We start from the raw sequence: 22,301 nt of genomic DNA on the forward strand, positions 1-22,301 counted from the left end.
TTTTATGTGCATTCAGATTTCTATATTGGTAAGGTAAACTTGTCTCTTTACTAGGTATGAACAACGATTTGAACAATCTCAAGGAAATGGTTAAGTTTAAGTCACTTAACAAGTGGTATGGTGATTTTCATGCCCTAAAGGATATCGATTTAAATATTGAACAGGGAGAGATAGTGGTGATTTGCGGGCCATCAGGTTCGGGTAAATCAACTTTAATCCGCTGTATCAATCAGCTAGAACCCTTCGAAAGTGGCGAGCTTTCTGTGCTAGAGCAAGTGCTTCCAAGCAAGTTCAGCACTCCAGGTCAAGTCGGAATGGTGTTTCAGCACTTTCATTTATTCCCCCATCTTACTGTGCTTGAGAACCTAACTCTGTCGCCGATTCGTACGCTTAAAAAAAGCAAACAAGAAGCCGAGAAGATTGCAATGCACTATCTCGAACGCGTACACATTGCAGAACAAGCCAACAAATACCCTGTACAACTTTCTGGTGGCCAACAACAACGAGTGGCTATCGCGCGTTCACTGTGCATGAAGCCTGAATTACTGCTTTTTGATGAACCAACTTCAGCGCTTGATCCGGAGATGATCAACGAAGTGCTCGACGTAATGGTTGAACTGGCGAGCGAAGGTATCACCATGGTGTGTGTGACCCACGAAATGGGCTTTGCGAAACAAGTGGCCGACCGCGTTATCTTCATGGATGAAGGACAAATTGTGGAATCGAATACGCCTCAAGCGCTTTTTGAAAACCCGCAACATGAACGTACTCAAGCGTTCCTAAATCAGATCCTGACTTATTGATGTTGATTCGAATTATTAAACCCGCCCTATCCGCTTTGGTACAAATTATTGTACTGGTGGCTGCGGTTGTCTGGATCCTTGATTCTGGCGCACAAACCATGGGATACACCTGGCAATGGGAGCGCGTGCCGGACTATATTGCTTTCTATGAAGATGGTGAATGGTGGCCAGCAGAGTTGGTTGAAGGGCTACTGGTTACCATCAATATCTCTTTGATTTCGCTGGTCGCTACGTTGATCATCGGTTTGACGACAGCGCTATTGAGAAACTCAAACTCTGTAGTTGGACGCACCTTAGCCACCAGCTATGTTGAGTTGATTCGTAACACGCCGTTATTGGTACAGATTTATTTGCTCTATTTTGTATTTGGCCCCGTATTAGGGCTGGATCGATTTAGCACTGCCGTTTTAGCCTTGGCACTTTTCCAAGGAGCTTACACCGCCGAGATATTCCGTGCCGGTTTAAATGGTATTGCGAGAGGACAATTTGAAGCAGCTCAATCCTTGGGCTTATCAAGGACCTATACTTACTGGGATGTGATTCTTCCTCAGGTGGTGCAACGCACCTTGCCACCTTTGACTAATGAAGTGATCTCTCTTATTAAAAACTCTTCGATTGTGAGTGTCATGGCTATTTTCGACCTGACAACCGAAGCCAGAAACATCGTTTCTGAAACCGCGATGCCATTCGAGATTTGGTTCTCTGTGGCGATCATTTATCTTGCTCTTACACTTTCACTTTCTGCCGTTGCTGCTTGGCTTGAGCATAAGCTCGGAGCTAACTGGCGAACACAATAAGGATTTATCAGCATGAAGCTATTTAAAACCGCGATTACAGCCCTACTTGCGCTTGCCGTAAGTTTGCCTGCACTTGCTTCTGAAACGCCTAACCTCGATAAAATCAACGAACGTGGCTCACTGCGCGTTGGTATGTCGACATTTGTTCCTTGGGCAATGCGTAACAAACAAGGCGATCTCGTTGGCTTCGAAATCGACGTGGCGAAACGCCTTGCCGAAGATTCAGGTTGGAAAGTCGAATTTGTACCTACGGCATGGGATGGCATTATCCCTTCTCTATTATCGAAGAAGTTTGATGTGATCATCGGTGGTATGTCTATCACTGAAGCGCGAGCTAAAAGCGTACTGTTCACTGAACCTTACTCGCACTCTGGTGTTCAATTGGCTGCTAATAAAGAGCTAGCGGAAGGTTTTACTCAGATCTCTGATTTTGATTCTCGCCGCGTAAAAATTGCAGCACGTCGTGGAGCATTCACGGTTCAAGTCGCTCGTGAAACCTTCCCTAAGGCGAAAGTTCTGCAGTTCGATGACGATGCTCAAGCATTCCAAGAAGTATTGAACGGTAACGCACACGCGGTTATCGCGTCTAGCCCGAAACCAGAACACGAAACGATCAAAAACGCAGACACGCTATTTATTCCATTTGAAGAGCGTCTATCAAAAGGTAACGAAGCATTTGCAGTTCGCCTAGGTGAAACTGACAAGGCAGAATTCTTCAACGAATGGATCAAAGCACGTACTGAAGATGGTTGGTTGAAAGAGCGTTACGAGTACTGGTTCTCTACTCTAGATTGGCAAGACCAGATTGCTCAAGGTCAGTAATCAGAACTTTTGCTAGTGAATCTAGGCAGTGCGTTGTCTGCACTGCCTTCTCATCGGCAACTTGATTCGCTTTATTGATGATCTAAAACTCAACAAAACAGCCTACTAATTATTATTGTTTAAACAGGAATGACGTGAGTAGTACTAGCGCATTGACAACACCTAAGCCCAACGTTCATATGAAGCCTTGGTATCAACGCCTTAACCTTTTGGATGGCGTGTTACTCGCTGTCATGTGTGTGTTTGCCGGCTGGCTTTATTATCGCTCTGCTGTTGGTATTAACTACCAATGGCGCTGGGAAGATGCGTTTACCCTGATTTTCATTCCACCTTCTCAAGGCAATATTCCTTACTTTTTCCAAGGCTTGGTCGCGACACTGCGCTTAAGTTTATGGAGTATGGTGTTAGCACTCTCTTTTGGCACATTGTTAGGTGTGGCAAGACACTCAAAGATCGCTTTCTTCAAAACACCGGCACTGATTTTCATTCAGTTGGTTCGTAATATTCCGCCGCTGGTGTTTGTCTTTATCTTTTACTTCTTTGTTTCTAACCAGCTGATCCCATTGCTTGGTTTAGAAAGCATTTTACGTGAACACAACGGCGAGATTAATGCTGTTCAAGATTTCCTGTTCGGTCCAGCTAACCTTTGGGAAAACTTGGCGTCTGGTGTTATCTGTATTGGCTTGCTCTCTTCTGCTTATATTGCTGAAGTAATTAGAGCTGGCTTAGAAGGTATTCCTAAAGGCCAATGGGAAGCGGCCGATTCACTCGGTCTGTCTGCATTGTCTAAGTATCGATTTGTAGTCGGCCCGCAAGTATTAACGGCCATTACACCGCCATTGGCTGGCCAAGCAATATCTTTGGTTAAAGACACGTCGATTGTGTCTCTGATTTCTATCCAAGAGATGACGTTTGTTGGTACTGAGATGGCAAACTCTTCAGGTTTGATCTTTGAGATCTGGCTCATTGTTGGCTTCGTATATTTTGCTTTGTGCTTTGCGCTTTCACGTCTTTTCAAAGTGATTGAGCAGCGCTCTAGTGCCTATCTCAACCATCAATGACACCACCAATCAAAAATACGAATTCACCAGACTATTCATCGCCCTTATCAATTTCACCTGATTGGTTTAAGCTATTGACCAATCAGGATTTATCCCTTCATATTTCTTCTTAGAAACACAGCAAAATGCTCGCCTAATCACTATACTTAACGTATCGAACTACGTTGATTCTTCTCAAGGACATCACTCAACATGGACAATCATAAAGAAAGAGCTTTTTACGCCGTTGTTGGCGCATTGGTTGGAGACGCCGCTTCAATGGGGCTGCACTGGCTGTATGACCAAGAGAGGATCTTAAACGTGGCTGGTTTTGAGCCTGAATTTCGCTCACCGAATCGGTTCGATTATCAAGATAAAGGCTACTTTGCGCACCAAGGTAAAACCGCAGGCGAGCAATCGCAATATGGTGCTCAGTTATTGGCGATGGTCGACAGCTTAGTCGAAAACCAAAAATACGATGAAGCGAACTATATTCAACATTTCCGCTTCTGGTTTGATTTTGGCGGCAGTTGGCAAGGCTACATTGATAAAGCGACGCGCATGAGCTTGCTGAACATCCATCAATTAGAACTAGAGGACGCCCCAATTACTGCCTGTGGCGCAGACGATACGCAACTTCCCGCAGTCTCGAAGATCATCCCATTGGTGGCGTGTACTTACACCTCTCACACTTTGCCAGCCATGGTAGAGAGTGCGGTGCGAGTCACTAACAATAACGACAAAGCAGTGGAGTGGGCGCAAGCCATCACCCTATTGGTTCAAGCGGCAATTCAAGGCAACTCGCCCTTGCAGTCGGTAGAAATGGTGCGACAAACCTGCAGCAGATTTATACACGATCAAATCGATGAAGCATTGGCTGAACCTGAGCTTTCGATTACAGATGCCGCGAAGAAGTTCGGATTGCATTGTGAACTGAGTGCCGCATTTCCCATGCTGATTCGCATCATTGCGGGTGCTCAGAGCTATAAACAAGGTATTCGAGACAATATCTTATGTGGCGGTGACAGCTGCGGGCGTGCGATTGTTATTGGCGCGGTATTAGCGGCGTGTTTCTACGAAGAAGATGGTGGAATTCCAACCGAATGGCTAAAACAAGTCGAACTCAATGGCGGTGTGCTGTCTTTGCCTATTGAATGACTCCCACAATAACGAACAAGGCAAAAGCGCCTTTCTTGCTCAAGAGCTCGAAAGGCGCTTTTCTTTTCCCTATTCACTTAAAGTAGTCACTAAAAGTAATCACTAAAAAAGAATGACTTAAATGAATGCTTTACACGACCGACTTAAGAAATAGCTTCAGTTTTGGGCAATAGCCTTCCGGATCCCTACGACCGTGAGTTTATTGCTCTAATCAAATCTAAGAATTAGAGCCTTTTCTAGAACTGGTACGCGGCAGAAAGCTTGTAGTTACGGCCCGGTTCATAGTCATCCAAGGTAAAGCCTCTTGCTGTACCCGAACGAGAAGCGTGTGAGGTGTATTGCTCATCAAACACGTTATCGATACCAAAGGTGACAGACAATCCATCCACATTTGATGGCACCCACTGAGCATACAGGTTATGAACGTCATAGCTTTCTTTGATCGGTTGACCATCGAATACATTGTCTTCGTCTTTAACAAACATTGAATTCCAACCAAAAATCGTTTCCAACGCTTCAGATTGATAGTCCAGTGTTAGCGTAATGCTGTCGCCCATATCAATACTGCGTCCATTGCCACCCGCGACAGCGCCGCCTGTGTCTTTGTTTTTAGTATCTGAACGAGCATAAGAAAGCTTGCTGTTAAACATCTCGTAACCATAAGACAAGCTCGCCTCAAAACCCTTTATCTCGACATCACCTAAGTTGTAAATCAAGTAACTCTGGTTTGCGGGCTGATACTCTTCGGCAATGTAATCATCGATATTGGTTTGGAATACAGTTAAGTTTGCGCCAATAAAGTGATTATCTAAACGTTTATCGAAGCGCACACCACCTTGGGTGTTCTGCCCTGTTTCAGCCTTAATGTCGTCAGCTAAGAACGCTGCGTCTTGGTAAGCAATAAAGGTCTCCATCAACTCGGGTCCTTTGAACAGCGAACGGGTGCTCGCGAACAGCGTCCAATCTTGGGTCACGTCCCATTGCGTTGCCAACGACCATGTTACGTCGTCAAAGTCATCGTTTCCTGTTTCGGCTTTACGCTGGTAATCATCAAAACGAACACCAGCAGTGATCGAAAAGGCGTGAGTAAAGTAGAACTGGTCTTCAACAAAAAGTGCGGTAGAAATTGCTGACTCATCCATAAACTTACTGCTGCCGTAATAGCTGCTCGATGACTTGTCCATGTAGTCAAAGCCATAAGTCGCGATATTATCAAACGACATCAGGCGATAGTCCGATTGGAACTTAGCATTCAGGCCAAAGTTTTGGTTTTTCGCCGTATTGTGAGATAAGCGGTTCGATGGCCAACGCGGTGCCATAACACTTTCATCACGCTGAATCTCGGTCTCTGTGTTGTACAGAGTGACGTTACCTTGATGACTTTCGCCACGTAGCTCATAACTTGCCGTAATAGTGTCACGGTCATAATCAGTTGGAATCAGGATGTCGCTAGACAAGCCTTCATTCGCACCACCTGACATATCTGGACGCGGGCTGTAATCACCACTATCGCGATACAGATCATAAGAGAGTTCAAAACGGTGTAACTCACTTGGCTCAAAACCAATCTTACCGAGAATGTTGTAAACATCGCCTTCTGACCCAAAGGTTTCATTGCCGGTGCCGTCTTCGAAGTTATCACGACTCATGTAATGACTGTAAAGCATGGCATCGACGTTATCTGACAACAAACCATACACAGTGAGTGAACCTTGCTGGCTTGCGTTGGTTGCGTAGCCGCCATAAACACGAGCGCCAAAACTCTCGTCATAACGAAGCAGGTCTTTGGCATCTTTGGTTTCAAACAGTACTGAGCCACCTAAACCACTTTGCGTCACCGAGTTATTACCCACTTGAATATCCGCCGACTTCAAGATGTCTGGGTTTAGGGTTAAGTTACCGATATGGTGAAACATATTTGCGTGTTGAGAAGCACCATCCAGTCGAATATCTAAGTCAGTTTCACTTAGGCCACGAATAGTAATTCGTTGGTTGACCGAGTGCGTTCCCCCAACATCAACACCAGGGATTTCACGCAGCAGATCTGACATATGGTCAGCTTGCTTGAGTGACATGTCATCGGCAATGATCGATTCAGTGTTGCTTGATACTCTCGTTCCCCACACCACGACTTCATCAAAGTGCGATGTGTTCTCTTCTGCAGTTACAGGGCTGCTAAATGCGCTGGCAATAGCAATACAGAGGGCTGAAAGCTTGATTGTTGAGCTGACGGGGCTTTCCATAAATTCAATCCTAGATGTAAATGATAATAATTCTCAAATATGATAGAGTTGTAATTTATAAATGCACAGATGATTTTCTTATGCAAAAACGCACAGATGTTATGAGGAACGGTCAAATGGGTGAAGTAACATCAAAGCAGACTAAACTTGCCGAAACGGCTGTGGAAAAAGCAAATGTAATAGCCAAAAAGTCAACATTAACTAAGAAAATAGCCCTGACCAAAAAGCTAGAACAGACGGAAAAGCAGATCATCGTGACGCAAGGCCAAACCAAGCAAACGTCACTTGCTGAGGGGAAATTCCTTTCTTACCAATACAATGACCAGATTTTTGTACATGGCGGTCGTTGTGTTGAATTGGTCGACAGCAACATCGTATCGACCGCCCACTCCGCCATCCTGATTACGATTCTTCTTGAGGGAAAGCTCACCTTTGGTTACGACGATCTCGAGTTCGATCTCGATGCCAACTCTGGCCCACAAGGTGTGGTGGTTAACCTTGCCAAGCCTGCCAACTTTAGGCGCTCTTTAATCCAAGGTAATAAAATAAATAAGATCAACATCTTGGTTAAGCCGCAATGGGTCGAGCCTCGTTTAAGTGACCACTGTTCTAGCAAATCATTCCTCGATTCACATAAGGCGTTTTACAACGTAAAGATTAACGCTGACATCATTCAACTCACGAACGCACTTACCAGCCAAGCCACACCAACCAACTTCCAAGACAAGCTTGTCGTAGAGACGCTGACCCAGCAGTTACTTGCTCAAACCTTGTCTCAGATGCCAATTCAATGTTGCCAGCAGTGTACTTCCGATGATGACCTCACAAATACAGAGAGCACAGATCTAGTCATCGCCTCACACAATACAAACTCGAGTGTAAACCTTGATATGGCCAGTACATCAAAGAGTTTCGATGCCAAGATTGAAGACATCATCAGCTACATTGAAATCAACCTAGATCAACAACTCAGCCTTGAAAGCATCGCGAGTAAGTTCTCGATGAGCATTTCCAATCTTCAGCGTCGATTTAAGCAATCTTACAACCTGACTATTAACGGCTATATCCGGTACCGACGTCTGGATATCGCGCGCCAACACTTAGAGCGTGGCTTGGTTTCAATAACCGAAGCGGCCTATGAAGCGGGTTATCAGCACCCTTCTAACTTCACCAGCGCCTTTAAGAAAACTTTTGGTGTTCCGCCCCATGAACTTGCCAAAAACTTTGTATCCAAAACGAACTAGAGTCTGACATAAGACAAGCCAACTTCTAGGTCGGAGGCTATCGTTCCTATAAGGTTGGAACACACTGCGATAACTCATTTTTCAGCCAAACCACAAACGGACTTTCTGGCTCATCGCAGTTGTCATCTTTTGTGAGCAATATGTACTGATGACCAGAAGGTACAAAGCCAAACGGTGCGATTAAGTTGCCTCTGTTCAAATCATCAACCACTAATGGATAAGAACCAAGAGCTGCTCCTAGCCCATCAACGGCCGCTTGAAAGCAAAAATAGAAGTGTGCAAATGTCTGGCTTGAAATAGCTTGCGACACCATTCGGCTATCAAATTCACTATCTTTGGTGATGGATGCCCAGTGGCTCCAAGCGTTTAGTCGCGTGCTGCTGTGCAATAATTTGACATCGGCTAGCTTGTCTTTGACCTGTTGCCAATAATCAGGTGAGAACACAGGGCCAACCCATTCTTCGACTAACGGAATCTGTTTGTAGTGCTCGGTTACGTTGAAGTCGTCTCGGCGAATGGCCATATCTAATCCAGTTGCGCCTAATGTCACAGGCCCACCTGCGGTAGACAAGCGAACATCAATTCCGGATTCGTTATAGAAATCACCGAGCCGAGGCATTAACCAACGCATGGTCAATGTGGGTTCGCATGAAACTTCCAACGCTTGATGATTGAGCTGATTAAGCTTATGGACTCCAGTTTCCAAGGCTTGGAACGCTTGTTCTGTGTAACCTTTGAGTAATTCCCCTTCTTTGGTGAGACACACATTCCTACCCTGTTTGTAGAACAAAACTTGGGATAAGTGATTTTCCAATACCTTGATCTGCTTACTCACTGCGCCATGTGTGATATTGAGTTTATCCGCCGCATCACTGTAACTGCTCGAATGCGCTGCTACGTGGAAAATATGAAATGCTTTCAAATGTCTCATGTGTGATTTTTTCTCACAGATAGGTGGAATTCATTTCGATTATAGGCAGCAATAAAAAACCATACAATGCTGGCTCATCAAATATAAAGAGTTGGAGTCATTATGGAGTGGTTAAGCCTAGCAGTATTGGGATTATTGATTGTTATTAGTCCAGGCGCTGATTTCGTTTTAGTTTTGAAAAACAGTGTCAATCAAGGAAGACAAGCAGGGATTTGGACTGCAATAGGTGTGAGTTTAGCGATTTGTGTTCACATCAGTTATTCAATGCTTGGGATCAGTTACTTAATCTCACAGAATGAGCAGCTGTTTGACATGATCAGATACGCAGGCGCAGCCTATCTTATTTATCTAGGACTAAAAGGTATCTTGAGTGCGGACAACAAGCTTGCACCTATGGAAGATGCAAAGCAAAGCACCAGTGTTTGGCGCTATTTAGCCCAAGGCTTTTTATGTAACGTGCTCAACCCAAAAACCATGTTGTTCTTTTTGAGCATCTTCAGCCAAGTCATCTCACCTGATGCAGAGAACCAACATGTCGCACTCGGCTATGGGCTTTACATGATCGTTCTTCACGGCTTGTGGTTTGGCGTTGTCGCTATGCTGTTTACTTCGAGTACATTGCAAAAGCATCTATTGAGAGCCAAGAAAAGGCTCAATCAAGCGTGTGGGGTTGGATTGGTATCTTTTGGCTTAGCGCTAGCATTAAAATAACCCGATGGGTCACAGTATCTATGGCAGCAATAAAAGCTGCCATAGTGATGAACTTATTTAGCCTTCAAAGCCACCCACTTCCCATTTATTACTCACTTCGTTCGTTAGTAGATTCTGGAAATGCACAACATCTTGCGATTGCCAAATACCAACGTTTAAAGCAAAAGACCGATCTTCATCTTGAGTCGCTTGAATGAAGTTTGAAGACATCGTTATTGTGTTCGCCTTGATGGTATGTTCAGTTTCTAGGTCAAGACTGAGATACGACCTGCCATCGTTAGCAACAAGGCCACGACGCATATTGCATCGAAACTGAGTTAATACATAGTTGCCCGGTTTGATACCATCAAACAGTGCGTACTTCGTGTCTTCATACACAAATACACGTAAGGTTTGTGGTTCAGAGTCAACTAATTTACCATCAACTTTTTCTTGTATATCAAACGAAAATGTTTCGCATGGGTAACTTGAGTCGTACTTAGAGATGTTGGTCGCAATAGCTAACGAATGACATGGATTCCCCCTACCGAGGATCTGCCACACTTATGTGGTACTTAAATGCATCGGAGGCACCATGTCTGATTATTCTTATTTCTGCGGTATCGACCTAGCTAAAAACCACTTTAGTCTTCATGCCGTAGACCAAAATGGTAAGGTCATACTTCATAAGTCGGTAACTCGCTCTAAACTACTGACTACAATAGCAAATATGCCACTCATGCGTATAGGCGTTGAAGCGTGTGGTGGTGCACATTATTGGGCAAGAACACTCAATAAACTCGGGCACGACGCCCGCATTATGGCTGTTAAATACGTAATTCCTTATCGAACTAAGGGAAAGAACGACCTTAATGATGCTGTTGCTATCTGCGAAGCTGTTCAGCGACCATCTACTCGCTTTGTGCCTGTAAAATCCCCCGAGCAACAAGCCATCTTATCGGTACATAGAATGAGAGAGCATTGGGTTCGTGAGCGCACCGCGCTTATGAATCGCATGCGTGCCCTACTTTCTGAGTTCGGGTTAACCATTCCTGTTGGCCGCTCTTCATTAATGAAACAGGTTCCCTTAATGCTGGAAGACGCAGAAAATGAACTACCACACCTCGCGAGAACAGTGATTGCCGATGCTTATCGCCACCTTGGTGAATTGAATCAACGTATCGCCGATACTGAACAAGTCTTCGATTCTTTTGCTAAGGTCAGCACTAATGTTCAACGAGTGATGAAAGTTCGGGGCATTGGACCGCAAACCGCTACTGCGATACTTGCTTCGATAGGTAACGGCTCTCAATTTGATAAAAGCCGTGATTTCTCTGCTTGGCTAGGACTCGTACCAAAACAATATTCGACGGGAGGAAAGCCACGCTTAGGTCGGATAACCAAACATGGCGATAAATACTTACGAACACTATTAGTTCATGGCGCAAGGACCGTAATTGCCAACCTTGGCGACAAGCAAGATAAGTTAAGTCAGTGGTGTCGAGGCGTTCTAGAACGAAGAGGAATGAACCGAGCGATAGTGGCACTTGCCGCGAAGAACGCACGAATTATATGGTCGCTTTTACACAATCAAACAGAATACGAAAACTATGCTGCTTAAGTAAAAAACTAAGCAGCATAAAGAGTTAAACCCACCGGGTCATTGCAGACGCTAATGATGGAGATAGGTTAAGACCACTTGCGGAGAGCCTGTTAATGCGGCGGACACACTAGATGTCATCTAACGAATAAGGCACCGCAGTCGCGCAAGTCATCAGGGCCACGACGTATGCGAATCGTCGATAAGTAGGCCGAATGTAGAGCGGCAGTCCAAAACCCATCAACATAAGTTTAGCGGATGTTTGACAACCGGGGGAATCCATGTAGCCCCGTTACCTTGAGGTTCTGACAACGTGTCCGTAGCCGAATTAGGAATACTTTTGCACCCTGAGATACTCGCAGCCGCAGATAACGCAACAATCAGAAACTTATTCATATAAAGCCTTTATTCTTATCAATACAATTATTCGGCGACCCTATCATTAAAAAACCGGACCGAAAACACAGATTCATAAAATATTGATATAGTTGGCATTATTTTATAATTAAACTGACAATTCTCTTATTTACACGACCTCTGTTGGCAGATGAAGGCAACTATCTGATAGAGATACAGGCTAAAAGGAATGAGTTCATCTCTATTATTACTAACTATTTGCGACACATATAGACAAACTGATCGTTTTGCGAGGTGATGTCGAAGCCAAACCTAAGATACAACTCCCCAACTCGATTACCTTGCAGGTAACAAAGTTCGACGGGTTTATTGAGGCTGTCAGCTTTAATTAAGCAATCTTTCAGTACTTGGCTGCCAATGCCCTTTCCATGATACTCAGGCAGTAAGAAGAATCGACAAAAATAAAAGTGCTCGCCTTTGTCTTGCAACAATATACTGCCAATCGCTTGACCTTGATATTCAATGATTTCAGGTCGTTCTTCTGCCCACTCTTCAGCATGTATATCTCGTTGAACCTGCTCATCCCAGCCAAATACGGCCTTGATAGGTTCAAACTCAGCGGCCTTCTTAAGCTCAAACAGAAATTCATAATCTGATAACTGAGCATGTCTTGTTGAATACTTCAAAATACCTCCAACAATAATTGGCTATGGTTTCATTTTCGTTTAAGCCGGAACTCGACAACCCCGATAAAACTAAATGCCACGCTTAAATGTTCATTTTGGTTCTAGTTGGTAACGTAAAACTTCGTGTTTATCTTGCTCCGAGTAAAAGGTATTCAGGAATTGTCCACCGCACTTCTCAATGACCTTTTGCGAAGCAATATTGCCCCTCTCACACGTAATAATAGCGCTTTCGGGCAATACGTGCCGTTGAACCCAAGACAACATATGACTTGCGATACCCCGCCCTCTGGTTTGCGGCAGGGTCTCATACCCGATATGTCCAATGACATCGTGAATGTACGGACTGGTGCCATGACGAACTCTTATCACTCCAAGAATACGTCCAGACTCGAAACAAAAATAAGTAGAAGCGGGCGTCCACCCTTCTGGCAAGCCCTCACCTTTTGAATAAGCAATTCGTCTTTCCAAATAGGCATCACTGCCATCAGAAATGCCCGTGTAAATATCTAACCCATCTTCAGTACAGGCATTCACATAGTGATGAAAGGCAGTTGAATGCGAAAGAGCTGCTTTAACCATGTCCATATAATGTTGATTCTCCACCGGTTTTTACGCTATTTAGTTCAGTAGCAACTCGCAATTTTGACCGATTATCGACTATTGCTTCTTAACGTACTTCGCGGTAACGAGCATTTCACCGCCACCATCCAGCTTGCAATCTAGCTGATGATCTTTGCCTTCATTAATTCGTCTGATTACCGCTTTAGTACCAATTTTCAGTACGCTAGAACTGCCTTTAATTTTTAGATCTTTAATGAAGGTAACTTTATCGCCACTTTCCAATACAACGCCATTCACGTCCTTAACACGCGCGGCTTCTCTTTCTAAACGCTCTTCTTCTGGGTTCCATTCGTAGGCACACTCAGGGCAGATTAGGTTGTTTTGATCTGGGTAGACATATTCAGATTGGCATTGCGGGCAAGGAGGTAGAGACATACGTTAATACTTCATTTAAATAGAATTTGTTTCATTTTAATGGCTCTTGTTAGGCTTAGCGAGCATAAATCTAACAAGTTTTACGAAGAGTTAATTGTCTTAAAAAAGATCCGTACCTAAAACGAACAAACACAGCCGCTAAGCTGTGTTTGTTTAAAAATTTGAGAAGCGGAATTTAACGTTCGACTTTTGGTGAGTAAATCGAGTAAGCGGTGATTTGCCCTGCCACGATTGCAGAGAACATGAATAACGCCGACAAACCAATACTAGGAATAGGCAGAATCGACTGTTCAAACACCGACTGGCTGGCACTTACTAATACTCGGCTACCCGGAACCAAAATGATAATCCCTTGCACGATATAAATAGAGCCCGTGAGCTCCATCTTCTTGGCAATCCAAGTCCCGTACAAAGTAATAAGAACCGTCGTAACCCAAGTACCGACAACCCAACCACTATCAAAACCTAGATAGAACGGGCCCCACATACCGAGAACCGCTACTGGTAAACCAAGTAAGATGTCTTTAGGTCGCGCATTGAACATCACACCGATAGAAACAGAGATCAGCACCAAGCCAGATATGTGCATCCACATTGGTACCGCATTGGTATAGTCGATGGAGACCGCTTGTCCCCATATCGCTTCACCGATGTTGAGCCCCATGATAATCCCGACAAACAGCTTAATCAGAGTTAAGGCGCTCTGCCCTAGCAAGCTGGTACCAGAAACCAAGTCATTAAACGCCAAACATTCTAGTGCGTTGGCTATGGATAACCCGGGGACAAACAAGACGATCGAGGCGATACACAACGCCCACACTGGTATCGGCAACCCTGTGCTCGCCAAAAACGCTACAAAGATACCCGTTAACAATGCCGAGATGAATTCAACTGCGATAGCGCGACGTGAATGAAGGACTTGCTGACAGACCCAAACCATCAAACCCAATAACGCAGAAAAACCCACCGCTTCCAACGTACTGCCCACCAGCATCAAATACGCAGGCGGAATCCCCATATTGGCTAGTGCAGTCACAAATTTAGAGTAACCGACAGGCTCTGGTACAGGCTCACTGCTCGGTTGGTTAATACGAATGATCGTATTGGCCAACAAACTCAGGTTAATTGAAGCAGGCTTTAGACGCTTTAGAATCACAGCGTTGTTATCGTCTGGAAACTGATAATTAATCGCGGTTGGCGTTGCTTGGATCATCACATCCACACCATGCTTTTTAGCATAATATTGTGTATATTTTTCAAGCTTATACGGAGCGCAACCACTGCGGTGAAGAGTATCACCAATTTCAACAATTTTGTTAATTCGGAACTGAGAAGGCATGGGTATTTTAGCGGAGACAAAATGTGCGGCAAATGTACCAAACGACAGACGGAATGACGAGGCTTTTGCGTGAATTATCAACTGAACTCGTTACTTTTTTCTGCAAAGGCTTAGAAGTCTCTATAACTCTACTCATTTGGGATTAGTTTACTGAATGTTTTGACCGGTTGATAAGTTAAATTTATGCATTCAGATTGTTATTAACGGATGCCAAAACACGAATAAAAATCAGTTTATGTTAACACTCCAAATTCCTTAATTTATATGGGTTTTATGACAAACTGACACCAACAAACTGGTTTATAAATCAAACCATATTTGTTACAGAAATAGCGGGGGATTTTCCATTGTTTCTCGCCCTCCGCTTAACGAGAGTTTAGTCACATTTTATTCACTCTCATAACGCCAGATATGATTGAAAAACTAGCGGAGTGGTGGTTATGCGAGCACTTAGAATAAAAATGAAAGAAAAAGGTTTCGTTTTCAGTTAGATGTGGCATTATCAAACTCGTTAAGACGATGTGCGTACATCGTATAATGGCTATTACCTCAGCCTTCCAAGCTGATGATGCGGGTTCGATTCCCGCTGTACGCTCCAGTCTTCTTGATGCCTCAGTCTTACTCTTAAGACAGTGTGCGTGCATCGTATAATGGCTATTACCTCAGCCTTCCAAGCTGATGATGCGGGTTCGATTCCCGCTGCACGCTCCAACTTCTCCTTAAGCTCCATGACATGCTTTCTTCCAGCGATACCCTATTCAAAAACTTTCTCCGTTCGATAAATCCATAGTCATTAAATCTATACTGATTAAACTAATTTGGTTTAAGCTTAGATTGACGAATCAACGCTAAGTAACCAACCAAAGCTATTAACTCCTTAAATCGCTTCGTATTTCTGACACCTATCCAAATCACACATTACAGTTCAGCTTTTAATGATTTTCAAAATTGTTCCAATTTAATAATCTTGGTCAATATCCGAAAAAACAGTTGTGTTAATGTGCGCGCATTAGCAACAACCCATAAATAATAAAAAATGTTTAAAAGCAATGAGTTAACAATTAATATCGATGCAATTAATGTCGCACTGTCAAAAGTAGAAAATGCGAACAAAATTCAGCTAGATACATTGAAAGGTTATGTGAACAGCGAGCCTGAACAGGCTGTACTAGCTTTTCGATCGCTGAATGAAGCAGAATCAATCGACGACAAGTTTAAAAAGATCATGGCAGAGCTACCGCACCTGAGCGGCGAAGCACACCACCTGCTTGAAACTTCTATCTTGCTACAGTGATTCTAACTACAGATAAGCCTCAGCCAATACAAGTTAGTTCATGTATTCCTGAACAGGTTGAGACTTATCTTTAACTGGTCACAATGTTTAACCAATGACTTAGCTGTCACACAAAGCTGTGCTGATAAGTTGAAATGAGTTGGTGATGTAACGCCCTCGTATTACTCCCAGAAGTTCCACCACTTTTTGCTGTTTTCTTCACGCTGCTGTTGGCCTTTCTCTGACCCTTTTCCTTCTTCTTTACGCTCTTGTTCCGCTTTCTTGTCTTTCTGCTTTTCTAATCCCGACTTTTCTTCGTCATTATCTATATCATCTTCAAGCTTTTCTTTCTTATCTTTAAGCTTCTCTTTACTCTCTTCGAGAGCTTCTTTCTCGTCTTCCAAATCGTCGAGTTCTTTATCTAGTTTCTGCTTATCTTTTTTGTTCTTACTTTTTTTCGCTTTCTTATTTTTCTCTTCGATCATTGAATCAAGCTGCTTCTCACGATCATCAATTTCGCCTTCAACTTTTTTAGCCTCAGCGAGCGTTTTCACTTCTTCTAAATCGGGCTTACCTTTACCAGCCCACTCAGGTTTAGCAGCAATGCTGTGGGTCGACCACGTTATTAAAGCACCCGTTACTGCAAGTACTAGAACTGTCTTATTCATCCTTAAACTCCTATTCCTATAGTCTTTTAAAGCTAATACCTAAATAGCACTAAAACAAGGTAGCCATACCTAGCACTCATCCCTTTGAACTAGATATGGCTTGTGTATCACCTTATAGCGTTAACGACTTCACCATACCCGCTTCAGCGTGACCAGGGATATTGCATGCTAACTCTACGTTATTATCACCATGGAAATGCCACAACAATTGCTTCGCTTTACCCGGTTTAACCGTAACTGTGCTACCCGAGTCATGAGCGTGATTACCCATGTTTTTCATCATTTCACGGTGCTCTAACTGCTCTGAAGCAGAACCAATCGAGAATTCGTGATCAATCTTGCCCGTGTTCATCACAACAAACTGCACTACGTCATTTGGCTCAATATCGACCTTGTTCTTAAAGGTGATTTTCATATCGTCACTTAACAGAACATGAACCACTTTATCCGGCTTTTCGCCTGTCGCAGGCATACCCACTTCAGACATGCCTTCCATATTCATCATCGAATGGTCCATCTTTCCACCCTTCATCATGCTGTGGTCCATTTTTGAATGATCCATCTCTCCACTTTTCATCATTGAGTGATCCATATTTGAGTGATCCATTTCAGCAAAAGCAGTTGCAGTGGTCAGTGTTAGAGCGATAGCAATTAGTGTCTTTTTCATGGTCGTTCCTTAGATTAATTCTGTTTTATGTTAGTTTTACATGTTCATGTGGTGCGCCCTTACCTACTCCTGTCTCGCAAGTAAGGGCTTTATAGTCAGTGCGTTATTTACTTGTCTCGTTTTGGCTCTGAGTAACCTCTCGCTGTTTCCAGAGCTTAAAGATTGCAGGCAACACTAATAGGGTGAGCAACAGCGCAGAAGCCATACCGCCTATCATTGGTGCTGCGATTCGTTGCATCACTTCTGAGCCCGTACCCTCGCCATACATGATTGGAATGAGGCCGATAATCACCGTAAGTACCGTCATCATCACAGGGCGCACACGCAGTCCTGCCCCTTCACGGATCGCATCCGTTAAGTCTTCACTCTGAAGTGCTTGTTGGTTCTCTTCTGCATCCAACTTTTTGTAGTGCCAAGCTTGGTTTAGGTAGACCAACATGATGACGCCTATCTCAACAGCAACCCCGGCAAGGGCGATAAAGCCAACCCCCACCGCAATGGAGAAGTTGTAATTGAGGACATGCATCAGCCATAGGCCGCCAACCATCGCGAGTGGCAATGTCAGCATGATCATCATCACCTCACCGACACGGCGGAAGCTTAGATAGAGCAACAACATGATGATGGCGATGGTGATTGGCACAACGACACTTAAACGTTCTTTGGCGCGTTCCATGTATTCGTATTGACCAGACCATGCCAGTGAATATCCGGCAGGCAAGACGATTTGATCGGTGACGACCTTTTGAGCCTCTGCCACGTAAGAACCAAGGTCACGCCCTTCGATATCGACAAATACCCAACCATTAGGACGTGCGTTCTCCGTTTTAATCATCGGAGGGCCATCTTCGTAACGAATATCTGCTACGTCCGATAGAGCGATGCGAGCTCCGTTTGGTGTTACTAACGGTAGGTTCTGTAACTTGACGACAGAGTCACGATAGCTTTGTGGATAACGGACATTTATTGGGTAACGCTCTAACCCCTCAACGGTTTCGCCCACGTTCATGCCACCAACCGCAGTCGAGATAACCTGTTGCACTTCTTTAATGCTTAAGCCATATCGCGCAGCAGAACGACGTTTGATGTCTATCGTGACATAACGACCACCCGCAACACGCTCGGCGTATACAGAAGCTGTACCACTAACGTTGTTAAGAATAGGTTCAAGTTGAGAGCCAATATCCTCTATCACGCTCAGATCTGGGCCGGCGATTTTGATACCAATTGGCGTTTTGATACCGGTCGCTAACATGTCGATACGCGTTTTGATTGGCATGACCCAAGCGTTGGTCAAACCGGGGAATTGAATCAGTTCATCAAACTCTTTTCGTAGTGACTCAGTAGTGACACCGTCACGCCACTCATCTCGCGGCTTAAGCTGAATCACGGTTTCAATCATGGTTAACGGTGCAGGATCGGTTGCTGTCTCTGCTCGGCCAATTTTGCCCCACGTGGTTTCGACTTCTGGAATGGTTTTGATGAGCTTGTTGGTTTGTTGCAACAACTCACGAGCCTTGCCTATTGAGATACCCGGATACGTGGTTGGCATGTACATCAAATCCCCTTCGTCCAAAGGAGGGATGAACTCGCTGCCAAGCTTACTGGTTGGGTAATAAGCAGACGCCATTAAGCCAAGTGCGATAACAATCATCACCTTGGGATATTTTAGGCTTAGGTTCAGAAGCGGTTTGTACATCGCCACTAGGCTGCGGTTGACTGGGTTTTTGTGTTCAGGTAGCACGTTGCCGCGAATGAAGTAACCCATTAGCACAGGCACAAGCGTGATAGCCAAACCCGCCGCTGCCGCCATCGCATACGTCTTGGTAAATGCAAGTGGCGAGAACATCTTTCCCTCTTGCCCTTCTAGCGCGAACACAGGCACAAAACTCAAGGTAATGATTATCAAAGAGAAGAACAGCGGTGCGCCAACTTCTTCTGCTGCCTTACCAATCACCTGCCAACGGTTTTTGTCAGTGAGCGGAGTCCGTTCAATGTGTTTATGAACGTTCTCGATCATCACGATGGCACCATCCACCATGGCACCAATCGCAATCGCGATCCCGCCAAGAGACATGATATTGGCGTTGATACCCTGCCAATGCATAACGATGAATGCGCCTAAGATACCGACCGGCAGACTTAGCGCGATAACCAATGATGAGCGGATATGGAACAAAAACAGCGCACACACCACGGCGACTACGATGAACTCTTCGGCCAGCTTCTTCCAAAGGTTTTCAACGGCTGAATCAATCAAAGTCGAACGATCATAAGTCGCGACAATCTCGACACCATCAGGTAAGCCGGCTTGCAGCTCAGCGAGTTTGGATTTCACCGAGTCGATCACTTCGCTGGCATTTTCACCAAAGCGCATCACGATAACGCCGCCAACCGCTTCTCCTTCACCATTGAGTTCCGAGATACCACGACGCATTTGTGGGCCAAGGTTAATGTCAGCGATGTCACCCAATAACAGCGGAGTACCTTTGTCAGTCACTTTTAGCGGCAGAGATTGAATGTCTTCGATGCTTGTAAGGTAACCGGTCGTACGAACCATATGTTCGGCTTCCGCAATCTCAACAACAGACGCTCCTGTTTCTTGATTACCATCTTGGATTGCCTTGTTGACCTGTTGAAGTGTTAGGTCATAAGCACGTAACTTGGCAGGATCAATCTGTACTTGATACTGCTTCACCATGCCGCCAACGGTCGCCACTTCAGACACGCCTTCGACGGTTTGCAACTCATACTTCAAGAACCAATCTTGCAAACTGCGAAGTTCTGCTAAGTCGTGCTGACCGGTTTTATCTTGCAACACGTAGCTGTAAACCCAGCCCACACCGGTTGCATCTGGCCCTAGTGTTGGCTTAGCACTCGAAGGCAAGTTAGGTGCAACTTGGCTTAGGTACTCCAGCACTCGTGAACGTGCCCAGTACATATCAGTATCGTCATTGAAGATGATATAGACATAGGAATCACCAAAGAACGAGTAACCACGAACCGTTTCAGCTCCTGGTACAGCTAACATGGCGGTGGTTAATGGATAAGTCACCTGATCCTCAACCACTTGTGGCGCTTGCCCCGGATAACTGGTTTTGATGATCACCTGAACATCTGACAGATCTGGAATGGCATCGACAGGTGTGTTTTTAACGCTGTATAAGCCGCCAAATACGATGGCTACAGTAGCAACCAGCACTAAGAAGCGGTTGCTAATAGACCAGCGAATGATTGCATTGATCATAGTTCGCCCTCACCCGTGCTATTCGTCGGTTCGAGAGATTTGAGCACATAATCAGAACCCTGCTTCGCCACTAGAAACCGAATGGTTTGACCCTCGGCAAACTCAGATAAATCAAGGTCATCACTGGCTTGGAAATTCATTTCACCCGCTTTCCAATTCCACTCAGGGACTGGCTGATGTTTTACAGTGATCATGCCAAAATCTGCCATCAACATGGTGATGTCACCCGTTACCCAAACTTCGCCGGCGATCTTGTGTTTGTTGACCTTGTAATCAACAACCTCGTACTGCCCTGACTCTGTCTTTCTCATCTCAAAATCAATCGCCTTACCACGTTTCACGTCACTCATGTCTAAGCCTTCCGCAAAGGTGAAATTCATCACCATGCCCGGCCAATCCCATTCAGGAACAGGCTGATGGTTAATCGTCACCATGCGACTGCCTTGCATAACATCGGAAATTTCGCCATTTGCCCACACGGTTTCAGCTTCTTCCTCAACACCATTGATGCGTGACAGATCAGCAGATTGGCTCGATTCAGAATCCAACATGAAGTGCGCAGAAGTGACAATACTCTCACCTTGCTCTAGCCCTTGAAGCACCTCTATTTTTTCGCCAGCTTCACGACCAACCTCAATACGAGCAGAGCGATACTTGCCAGAACCTTCTGACATCACCACTCGAGTCATACCACCGGAGTGAATCACCGAAGATCTTGGGATAGTAAGAACCGCTTCATCACTAATGGGTTTCAGCGCAATATTGGCAAACATATTTGGCTTAAGCTCGCCATGGGGATTGGAGAACTTCAAACGAACGCGCAAGGTTCGAGTTTTTGGGTCAAGGATTGGGTACACGTAATCGACATTACCCAACCACTCTTTGCCAGGAATGGCATCTAGCGTCATCACCGCATTGCTGCCTGACGAGATCCAGTGCGCTTGACGCTCAAACACCTCAGCATCAACCCATACTTCGCCTAATGGACCAGCACTGATCACCGCTTGTGCAGGTGAAAGGTAACCACCTTCTCGGATATTCAAACTCGCTATAACACCATCGGCTGGCGCTTTAATTTCAATGGTTTGCGAGGCTTTGCCTTTGCGCGTAATAGCGCGGATTTGCGTCTTATCAACACCCAAGGTAATTAAGCGTTCAGTCGAGCCCTTGATCAAACCTTTGCGGCCCGTTTTATAAGCACTGATCAACTCTTCTTGTGCTTTAACAAGCTCTGGAGAATAGAGTGTGAAAAGCACATCACCTTTGTTTACCTTCTCACCCACTGCGTTGATGTAGAGCTTCTCAACCCAACCAGCTGCTCTTACGTTGGTTTGCCACAATGTACTTTCATCGAACGCCACATAACCCACGGTTTCAATCCGAGGAGATAGCGCTTCGAACTTAACTTTCGCTGTTTTGACACCCAGATTATTTTCTACCGACGAATCAATGAACACGGTACCGGGCTCATCTTTAACACCACTTGAGTCATCCGCGTAAACAGGGATTAAATCCATCCCCATAGGTGACTGACCCGGCTTATCACGCTGATAATTTGGGTCCATCGGAGCCACCCAATACAAAGGCTCATCGCTGGCCTGTTTACTTACATCTGCGCCTGTACTCGTTGCCATTGCTGACATGTCGTGCGCTGGATTAATCAGAAAATGGTTCACCCCAAAACCCAATGCACCACCGACCAATAAAGCGATTGTTGCTACTTTTACTGTATTCATTGTC

At 44.8% G+C, this 22,301-nt stretch carries 20 protein-coding genes and 2 tRNA genes; 11 read left to right on the top strand and 11 right to left on the bottom strand.

The window, feature by feature from the left end; all coding sequences use genetic code 11:
* The first annotated feature begins 56 nt into the window (after positions 1 to 56).
* The 5 genes from OCU90_RS21070 (at position 57) to OCU90_RS21090 (ending at position 4,620) form a co-directional block, all read left to right on the top strand.
* Positions 57 to 803 carry an amino acid ABC transporter ATP-binding protein gene (locus OCU90_RS21070; protein WP_017108097.1) on the top strand — a complete coding sequence of 249 codons (747 nt, stop codon included), beginning with the start codon at positions 57 to 59 and terminating at the stop codon, positions 801 to 803.
* A complete protein-coding gene (locus OCU90_RS21075) occupies positions 803 to 1,600 on the top strand; it encodes an amino acid ABC transporter permease (RefSeq protein ID WP_061025750.1) in 798 nt (265 codons plus the stop codon). The genes OCU90_RS21070 and OCU90_RS21075 overlap by 1 nt, the downstream gene beginning before the upstream one ends.
* 12 nt (positions 1,601 to 1,612) lie before the next feature.
* A complete protein-coding gene (locus OCU90_RS21080) occupies positions 1,613 to 2,422 on the top strand; it encodes a transporter substrate-binding domain-containing protein (protein WP_012600468.1) in 810 nt (269 codons plus the stop codon).
* A gap of 134 nt (positions 2,423 to 2,556) precedes the next feature.
* Positions 2,557 to 3,483 carry an amino acid ABC transporter permease gene (locus OCU90_RS21085; protein WP_061025748.1) on the top strand — a complete coding sequence of 309 codons (927 nt, stop codon included), beginning with the start codon at positions 2,557 to 2,559 and terminating at the stop codon, positions 3,481 to 3,483.
* A 192-nt stretch (positions 3,484 to 3,675) separates the two neighbouring features.
* A complete protein-coding gene (locus tag OCU90_RS21090) occupies positions 3,676 to 4,620 on the top strand; it encodes an ADP-ribosylglycohydrolase family protein (RefSeq protein WP_061025746.1) in 945 nt (314 codons plus the stop codon).
* A gap of 236 nt (positions 4,621 to 4,856) precedes the next feature.
* Here the strand turns inward: OCU90_RS21090 and OCU90_RS21095 are convergent, their stop codons facing one another.
* A complete protein-coding gene (locus OCU90_RS21095) occupies positions 4,857 to 6,863 on the bottom strand; it encodes a TonB-dependent siderophore receptor (RefSeq protein WP_061025744.1) in 2,007 nt (668 codons plus the stop codon).
* A gap of 20 nt (positions 6,864 to 6,883) precedes the next feature.
* Between OCU90_RS21095 and OCU90_RS21100 the strand changes: the two genes are divergently transcribed.
* Positions 6,884 to 8,107 (top strand): AraC family transcriptional regulator, encoded by a 1,224-nt coding sequence (locus OCU90_RS21100; protein ID WP_061025743.1) that lies wholly within the window; start codon positions 6,884 to 6,886, stop codon positions 8,105 to 8,107.
* Between the two features lie 46 nt (positions 8,108 to 8,153).
* On the opposite strand, the gene OCU90_RS21105 is transcribed toward OCU90_RS21100, so the two are convergent.
* Positions 8,154 to 9,038 (bottom strand): LysR family transcriptional regulator, encoded by an 885-nt coding sequence (locus OCU90_RS21105; RefSeq protein ID WP_017082058.1) that lies wholly within the window; start codon positions 9,036 to 9,038, stop codon positions 8,154 to 8,156.
* Positions 9,039 to 9,140: 102 nt separating this feature from the next.
* Here OCU90_RS21105 and OCU90_RS21110 point away from each other — a divergent pair, with 102 nt between their 5' ends.
* A complete protein-coding gene (locus tag OCU90_RS21110) occupies positions 9,141 to 9,749 on the top strand; it encodes a LysE family translocator (RefSeq protein WP_061025741.1) in 609 nt (202 codons plus the stop codon).
* A 57-nt stretch (positions 9,750 to 9,806) separates the two neighbouring features.
* Here OCU90_RS21110 and OCU90_RS21115 read toward each other — a convergent pair whose 3' ends face one another.
* Positions 9,807 to 10,292 carry a hypothetical protein gene (locus OCU90_RS21115; protein WP_240513420.1) on the bottom strand — a complete coding sequence of 162 codons (486 nt, stop codon included), beginning with the start codon at positions 10,290 to 10,292 and terminating at the stop codon, positions 9,807 to 9,809.
* A 31-nt stretch (positions 10,293 to 10,323) separates the two neighbouring features.
* Here OCU90_RS21115 and OCU90_RS21120 point away from each other — a divergent pair, with 31 nt between their 5' ends.
* Entirely contained in the window at positions 10,324 to 11,349 is a 1,026-nt protein-coding gene (locus tag OCU90_RS21120) for an IS110-like element ISVisp6 family transposase (protein WP_061026117.1), read from the top strand.
* Positions 11,350 to 11,939: 590 nt separating this feature from the next.
* Here OCU90_RS21120 and OCU90_RS21125 read toward each other — a convergent pair.
* The 4 genes from OCU90_RS21125 to OCU90_RS21140 form a co-directional block, all read right to left on the bottom strand.
* A complete protein-coding gene (locus OCU90_RS21125) occupies positions 11,940 to 12,371 on the bottom strand; it encodes a GNAT family N-acetyltransferase (protein WP_061025433.1) in 432 nt (143 codons plus the stop codon).
* A gap of 90 nt (positions 12,372 to 12,461) precedes the next feature.
* Positions 12,462 to 12,956, bottom strand: a complete 495-nt coding sequence (locus OCU90_RS21130; RefSeq protein ID WP_017085577.1) for a GNAT family N-acetyltransferase — start codon at positions 12,954 to 12,956, stop codon at positions 12,462 to 12,464.
* A 72-nt stretch (positions 12,957 to 13,028) separates the two neighbouring features.
* Positions 13,029 to 13,367: a zinc ribbon domain-containing protein YjdM gene (locus OCU90_RS21135; protein ID WP_004731484.1), complete on the bottom strand. Its 339-nt coding sequence runs from the start codon at positions 13,365 to 13,367 to the stop codon at positions 13,029 to 13,031.
* A gap of 175 nt (positions 13,368 to 13,542) precedes the next feature.
* Positions 13,543 to 14,706, bottom strand: a complete 1,164-nt coding sequence (locus OCU90_RS21140; protein WP_017058966.1) for a threonine/serine exporter family protein — start codon at positions 14,704 to 14,706, stop codon at positions 13,543 to 13,545.
* A 523-nt stretch (positions 14,707 to 15,229) separates the two neighbouring features.
* Here OCU90_RS21140 and OCU90_RS21145 point away from each other — a divergent pair.
* The 3 genes from OCU90_RS21145 (at position 15,230) to OCU90_RS21155 (ending at position 16,000) form a co-directional block, all read left to right on the top strand.
* Positions 15,230 to 15,304: transfer RNA gene (locus OCU90_RS21145), tRNA-Gly, on the top strand.
* Between the two features lie 38 nt (positions 15,305 to 15,342).
* Positions 15,343 to 15,417: transfer RNA gene (locus OCU90_RS21150), tRNA-Gly, on the top strand.
* Between the two features lie 325 nt (positions 15,418 to 15,742).
* Complete coding sequence (locus OCU90_RS21155; protein ID WP_017078262.1) at positions 15,743 to 16,000, top strand: hypothetical protein; 258 nt, start codon at positions 15,743 to 15,745, stop codon at positions 15,998 to 16,000.
* A 161-nt stretch (positions 16,001 to 16,161) separates the two neighbouring features.
* Here OCU90_RS21155 and OCU90_RS21160 read toward each other — a convergent pair whose 3' ends face one another.
* The 4 genes from OCU90_RS21160 to OCU90_RS21175 all read right to left on the bottom strand — a co-directional run bounded on the left by OCU90_RS21160 (position 16,162) and on the right by OCU90_RS21175 (position 22,297).
* On the bottom strand, positions 16,162 to 16,647 hold the full coding sequence (locus OCU90_RS21160) for a hypothetical protein (protein WP_017091500.1): 486 nt from the start codon (positions 16,645 to 16,647) through the stop codon (positions 16,162 to 16,164).
* 112 nt (positions 16,648 to 16,759) lie between these two features.
* Positions 16,760 to 17,314, bottom strand: a complete 555-nt coding sequence (gene copI / locus OCU90_RS21165; protein ID WP_061025431.1) for a copper-resistant cuproprotein CopI — start codon at positions 17,312 to 17,314, stop codon at positions 16,760 to 16,762.
* A gap of 103 nt (positions 17,315 to 17,417) precedes the next feature.
* Positions 17,418 to 20,561: an efflux RND transporter permease subunit gene (locus OCU90_RS21170; RefSeq protein ID WP_061025429.1), complete on the bottom strand. Its 3,144-nt coding sequence runs from the start codon at positions 20,559 to 20,561 to the stop codon at positions 17,418 to 17,420.
* Positions 20,558 to 22,297: an efflux RND transporter periplasmic adaptor subunit gene (locus OCU90_RS21175; protein ID WP_061025428.1), complete on the bottom strand. Its 1,740-nt coding sequence runs from the start codon at positions 22,295 to 22,297 to the stop codon at positions 20,558 to 20,560. Before OCU90_RS21175 ends, OCU90_RS21170 begins: the two co-directional genes overlap by 4 nt.
* Positions 22,298 to 22,301: the final 4 nt, after the last annotated feature.

The sequence above is a fragment of the Vibrio splendidus genome, from assembly GCF_024347615.1.
Lineage (GTDB): Bacteria > Pseudomonadota > Gammaproteobacteria > Enterobacterales > Vibrionaceae > Vibrio > Vibrio splendidus.

Bases quoted from the DNA above. Each gene is read 5' to 3' on its own strand.
- OCU90_RS21070 (WP_017108097.1), top strand. From the start codon at position 57: ATGAACAACGATTTGAACAATCTCAAGGAAATGGTTAAGTTTAAGTCA.
- OCU90_RS21075 (WP_061025750.1), top strand. From the start codon at position 803: ATGTTGATTCGAATTATTAAACCCGCCCTATCCGCTTTGGTACAAATT.
- OCU90_RS21080 (WP_012600468.1), top strand. From the start codon at position 1,613: ATGAAGCTATTTAAAACCGCGATTACAGCCCTACTTGCGCTTGCCGTA.
- OCU90_RS21090 (WP_061025746.1), top strand. From the start codon at position 3,676: ATGGACAATCATAAAGAAAGAGCTTTTTACGCCGTTGTTGGCGCATTG.
- OCU90_RS21095 (WP_061025744.1), bottom strand. From the start codon at position 6,863: ATGGAAAGCCCCGTCAGCTCAACAATCAAGCTTTCAGCCCTCTGTATT.
- OCU90_RS21100 (WP_061025743.1), top strand. From the start codon at position 6,884: ATGATAATAATTCTCAAATATGATAGAGTTGTAATTTATAAATGCACA.
- OCU90_RS21105 (WP_017082058.1), bottom strand. From the start codon at position 9,038: ATGAGACATTTGAAAGCATTTCATATTTTCCACGTAGCAGCGCATTCG.
- OCU90_RS21110 (WP_061025741.1), top strand. From the start codon at position 9,141: ATGGAGTGGTTAAGCCTAGCAGTATTGGGATTATTGATTGTTATTAGT.
- OCU90_RS21120 (WP_061026117.1), top strand. From the start codon at position 10,324: ATGTCTGATTATTCTTATTTCTGCGGTATCGACCTAGCTAAAAACCAC.
- OCU90_RS21130 (WP_017085577.1), bottom strand. From the start codon at position 12,956: ATGGACATGGTTAAAGCAGCTCTTTCGCATTCAACTGCCTTTCATCAC.
- OCU90_RS21135 (WP_004731484.1), bottom strand. From the start codon at position 13,367: ATGTCTCTACCTCCTTGCCCGCAATGCCAATCTGAATATGTCTACCCA.
- OCU90_RS21140 (WP_017058966.1), bottom strand. From the start codon at position 14,706: ATGCCTTCTCAGTTCCGAATTAACAAAATTGTTGAAATTGGTGATACT.
- OCU90_RS21155 (WP_017078262.1), top strand. From the start codon at position 15,743: ATGTTTAAAAGCAATGAGTTAACAATTAATATCGATGCAATTAATGTC.
- OCU90_RS21160 (WP_017091500.1), bottom strand. From the start codon at position 16,647: ATGAATAAGACAGTTCTAGTACTTGCAGTAACGGGTGCTTTAATAACG.
- copI (WP_061025431.1), bottom strand. From the start codon at position 17,314: ATGAAAAAGACACTAATTGCTATCGCTCTAACACTGACCACTGCAACT.
- OCU90_RS21170 (WP_061025429.1), bottom strand. From the start codon at position 20,561: ATGATCAATGCAATCATTCGCTGGTCTATTAGCAACCGCTTCTTAGTG.
- OCU90_RS21175 (WP_061025428.1), bottom strand. From the start codon at position 22,297: ATGAATACAGTAAAAGTAGCAACAATCGCTTTATTGGTCGGTGGTGCA.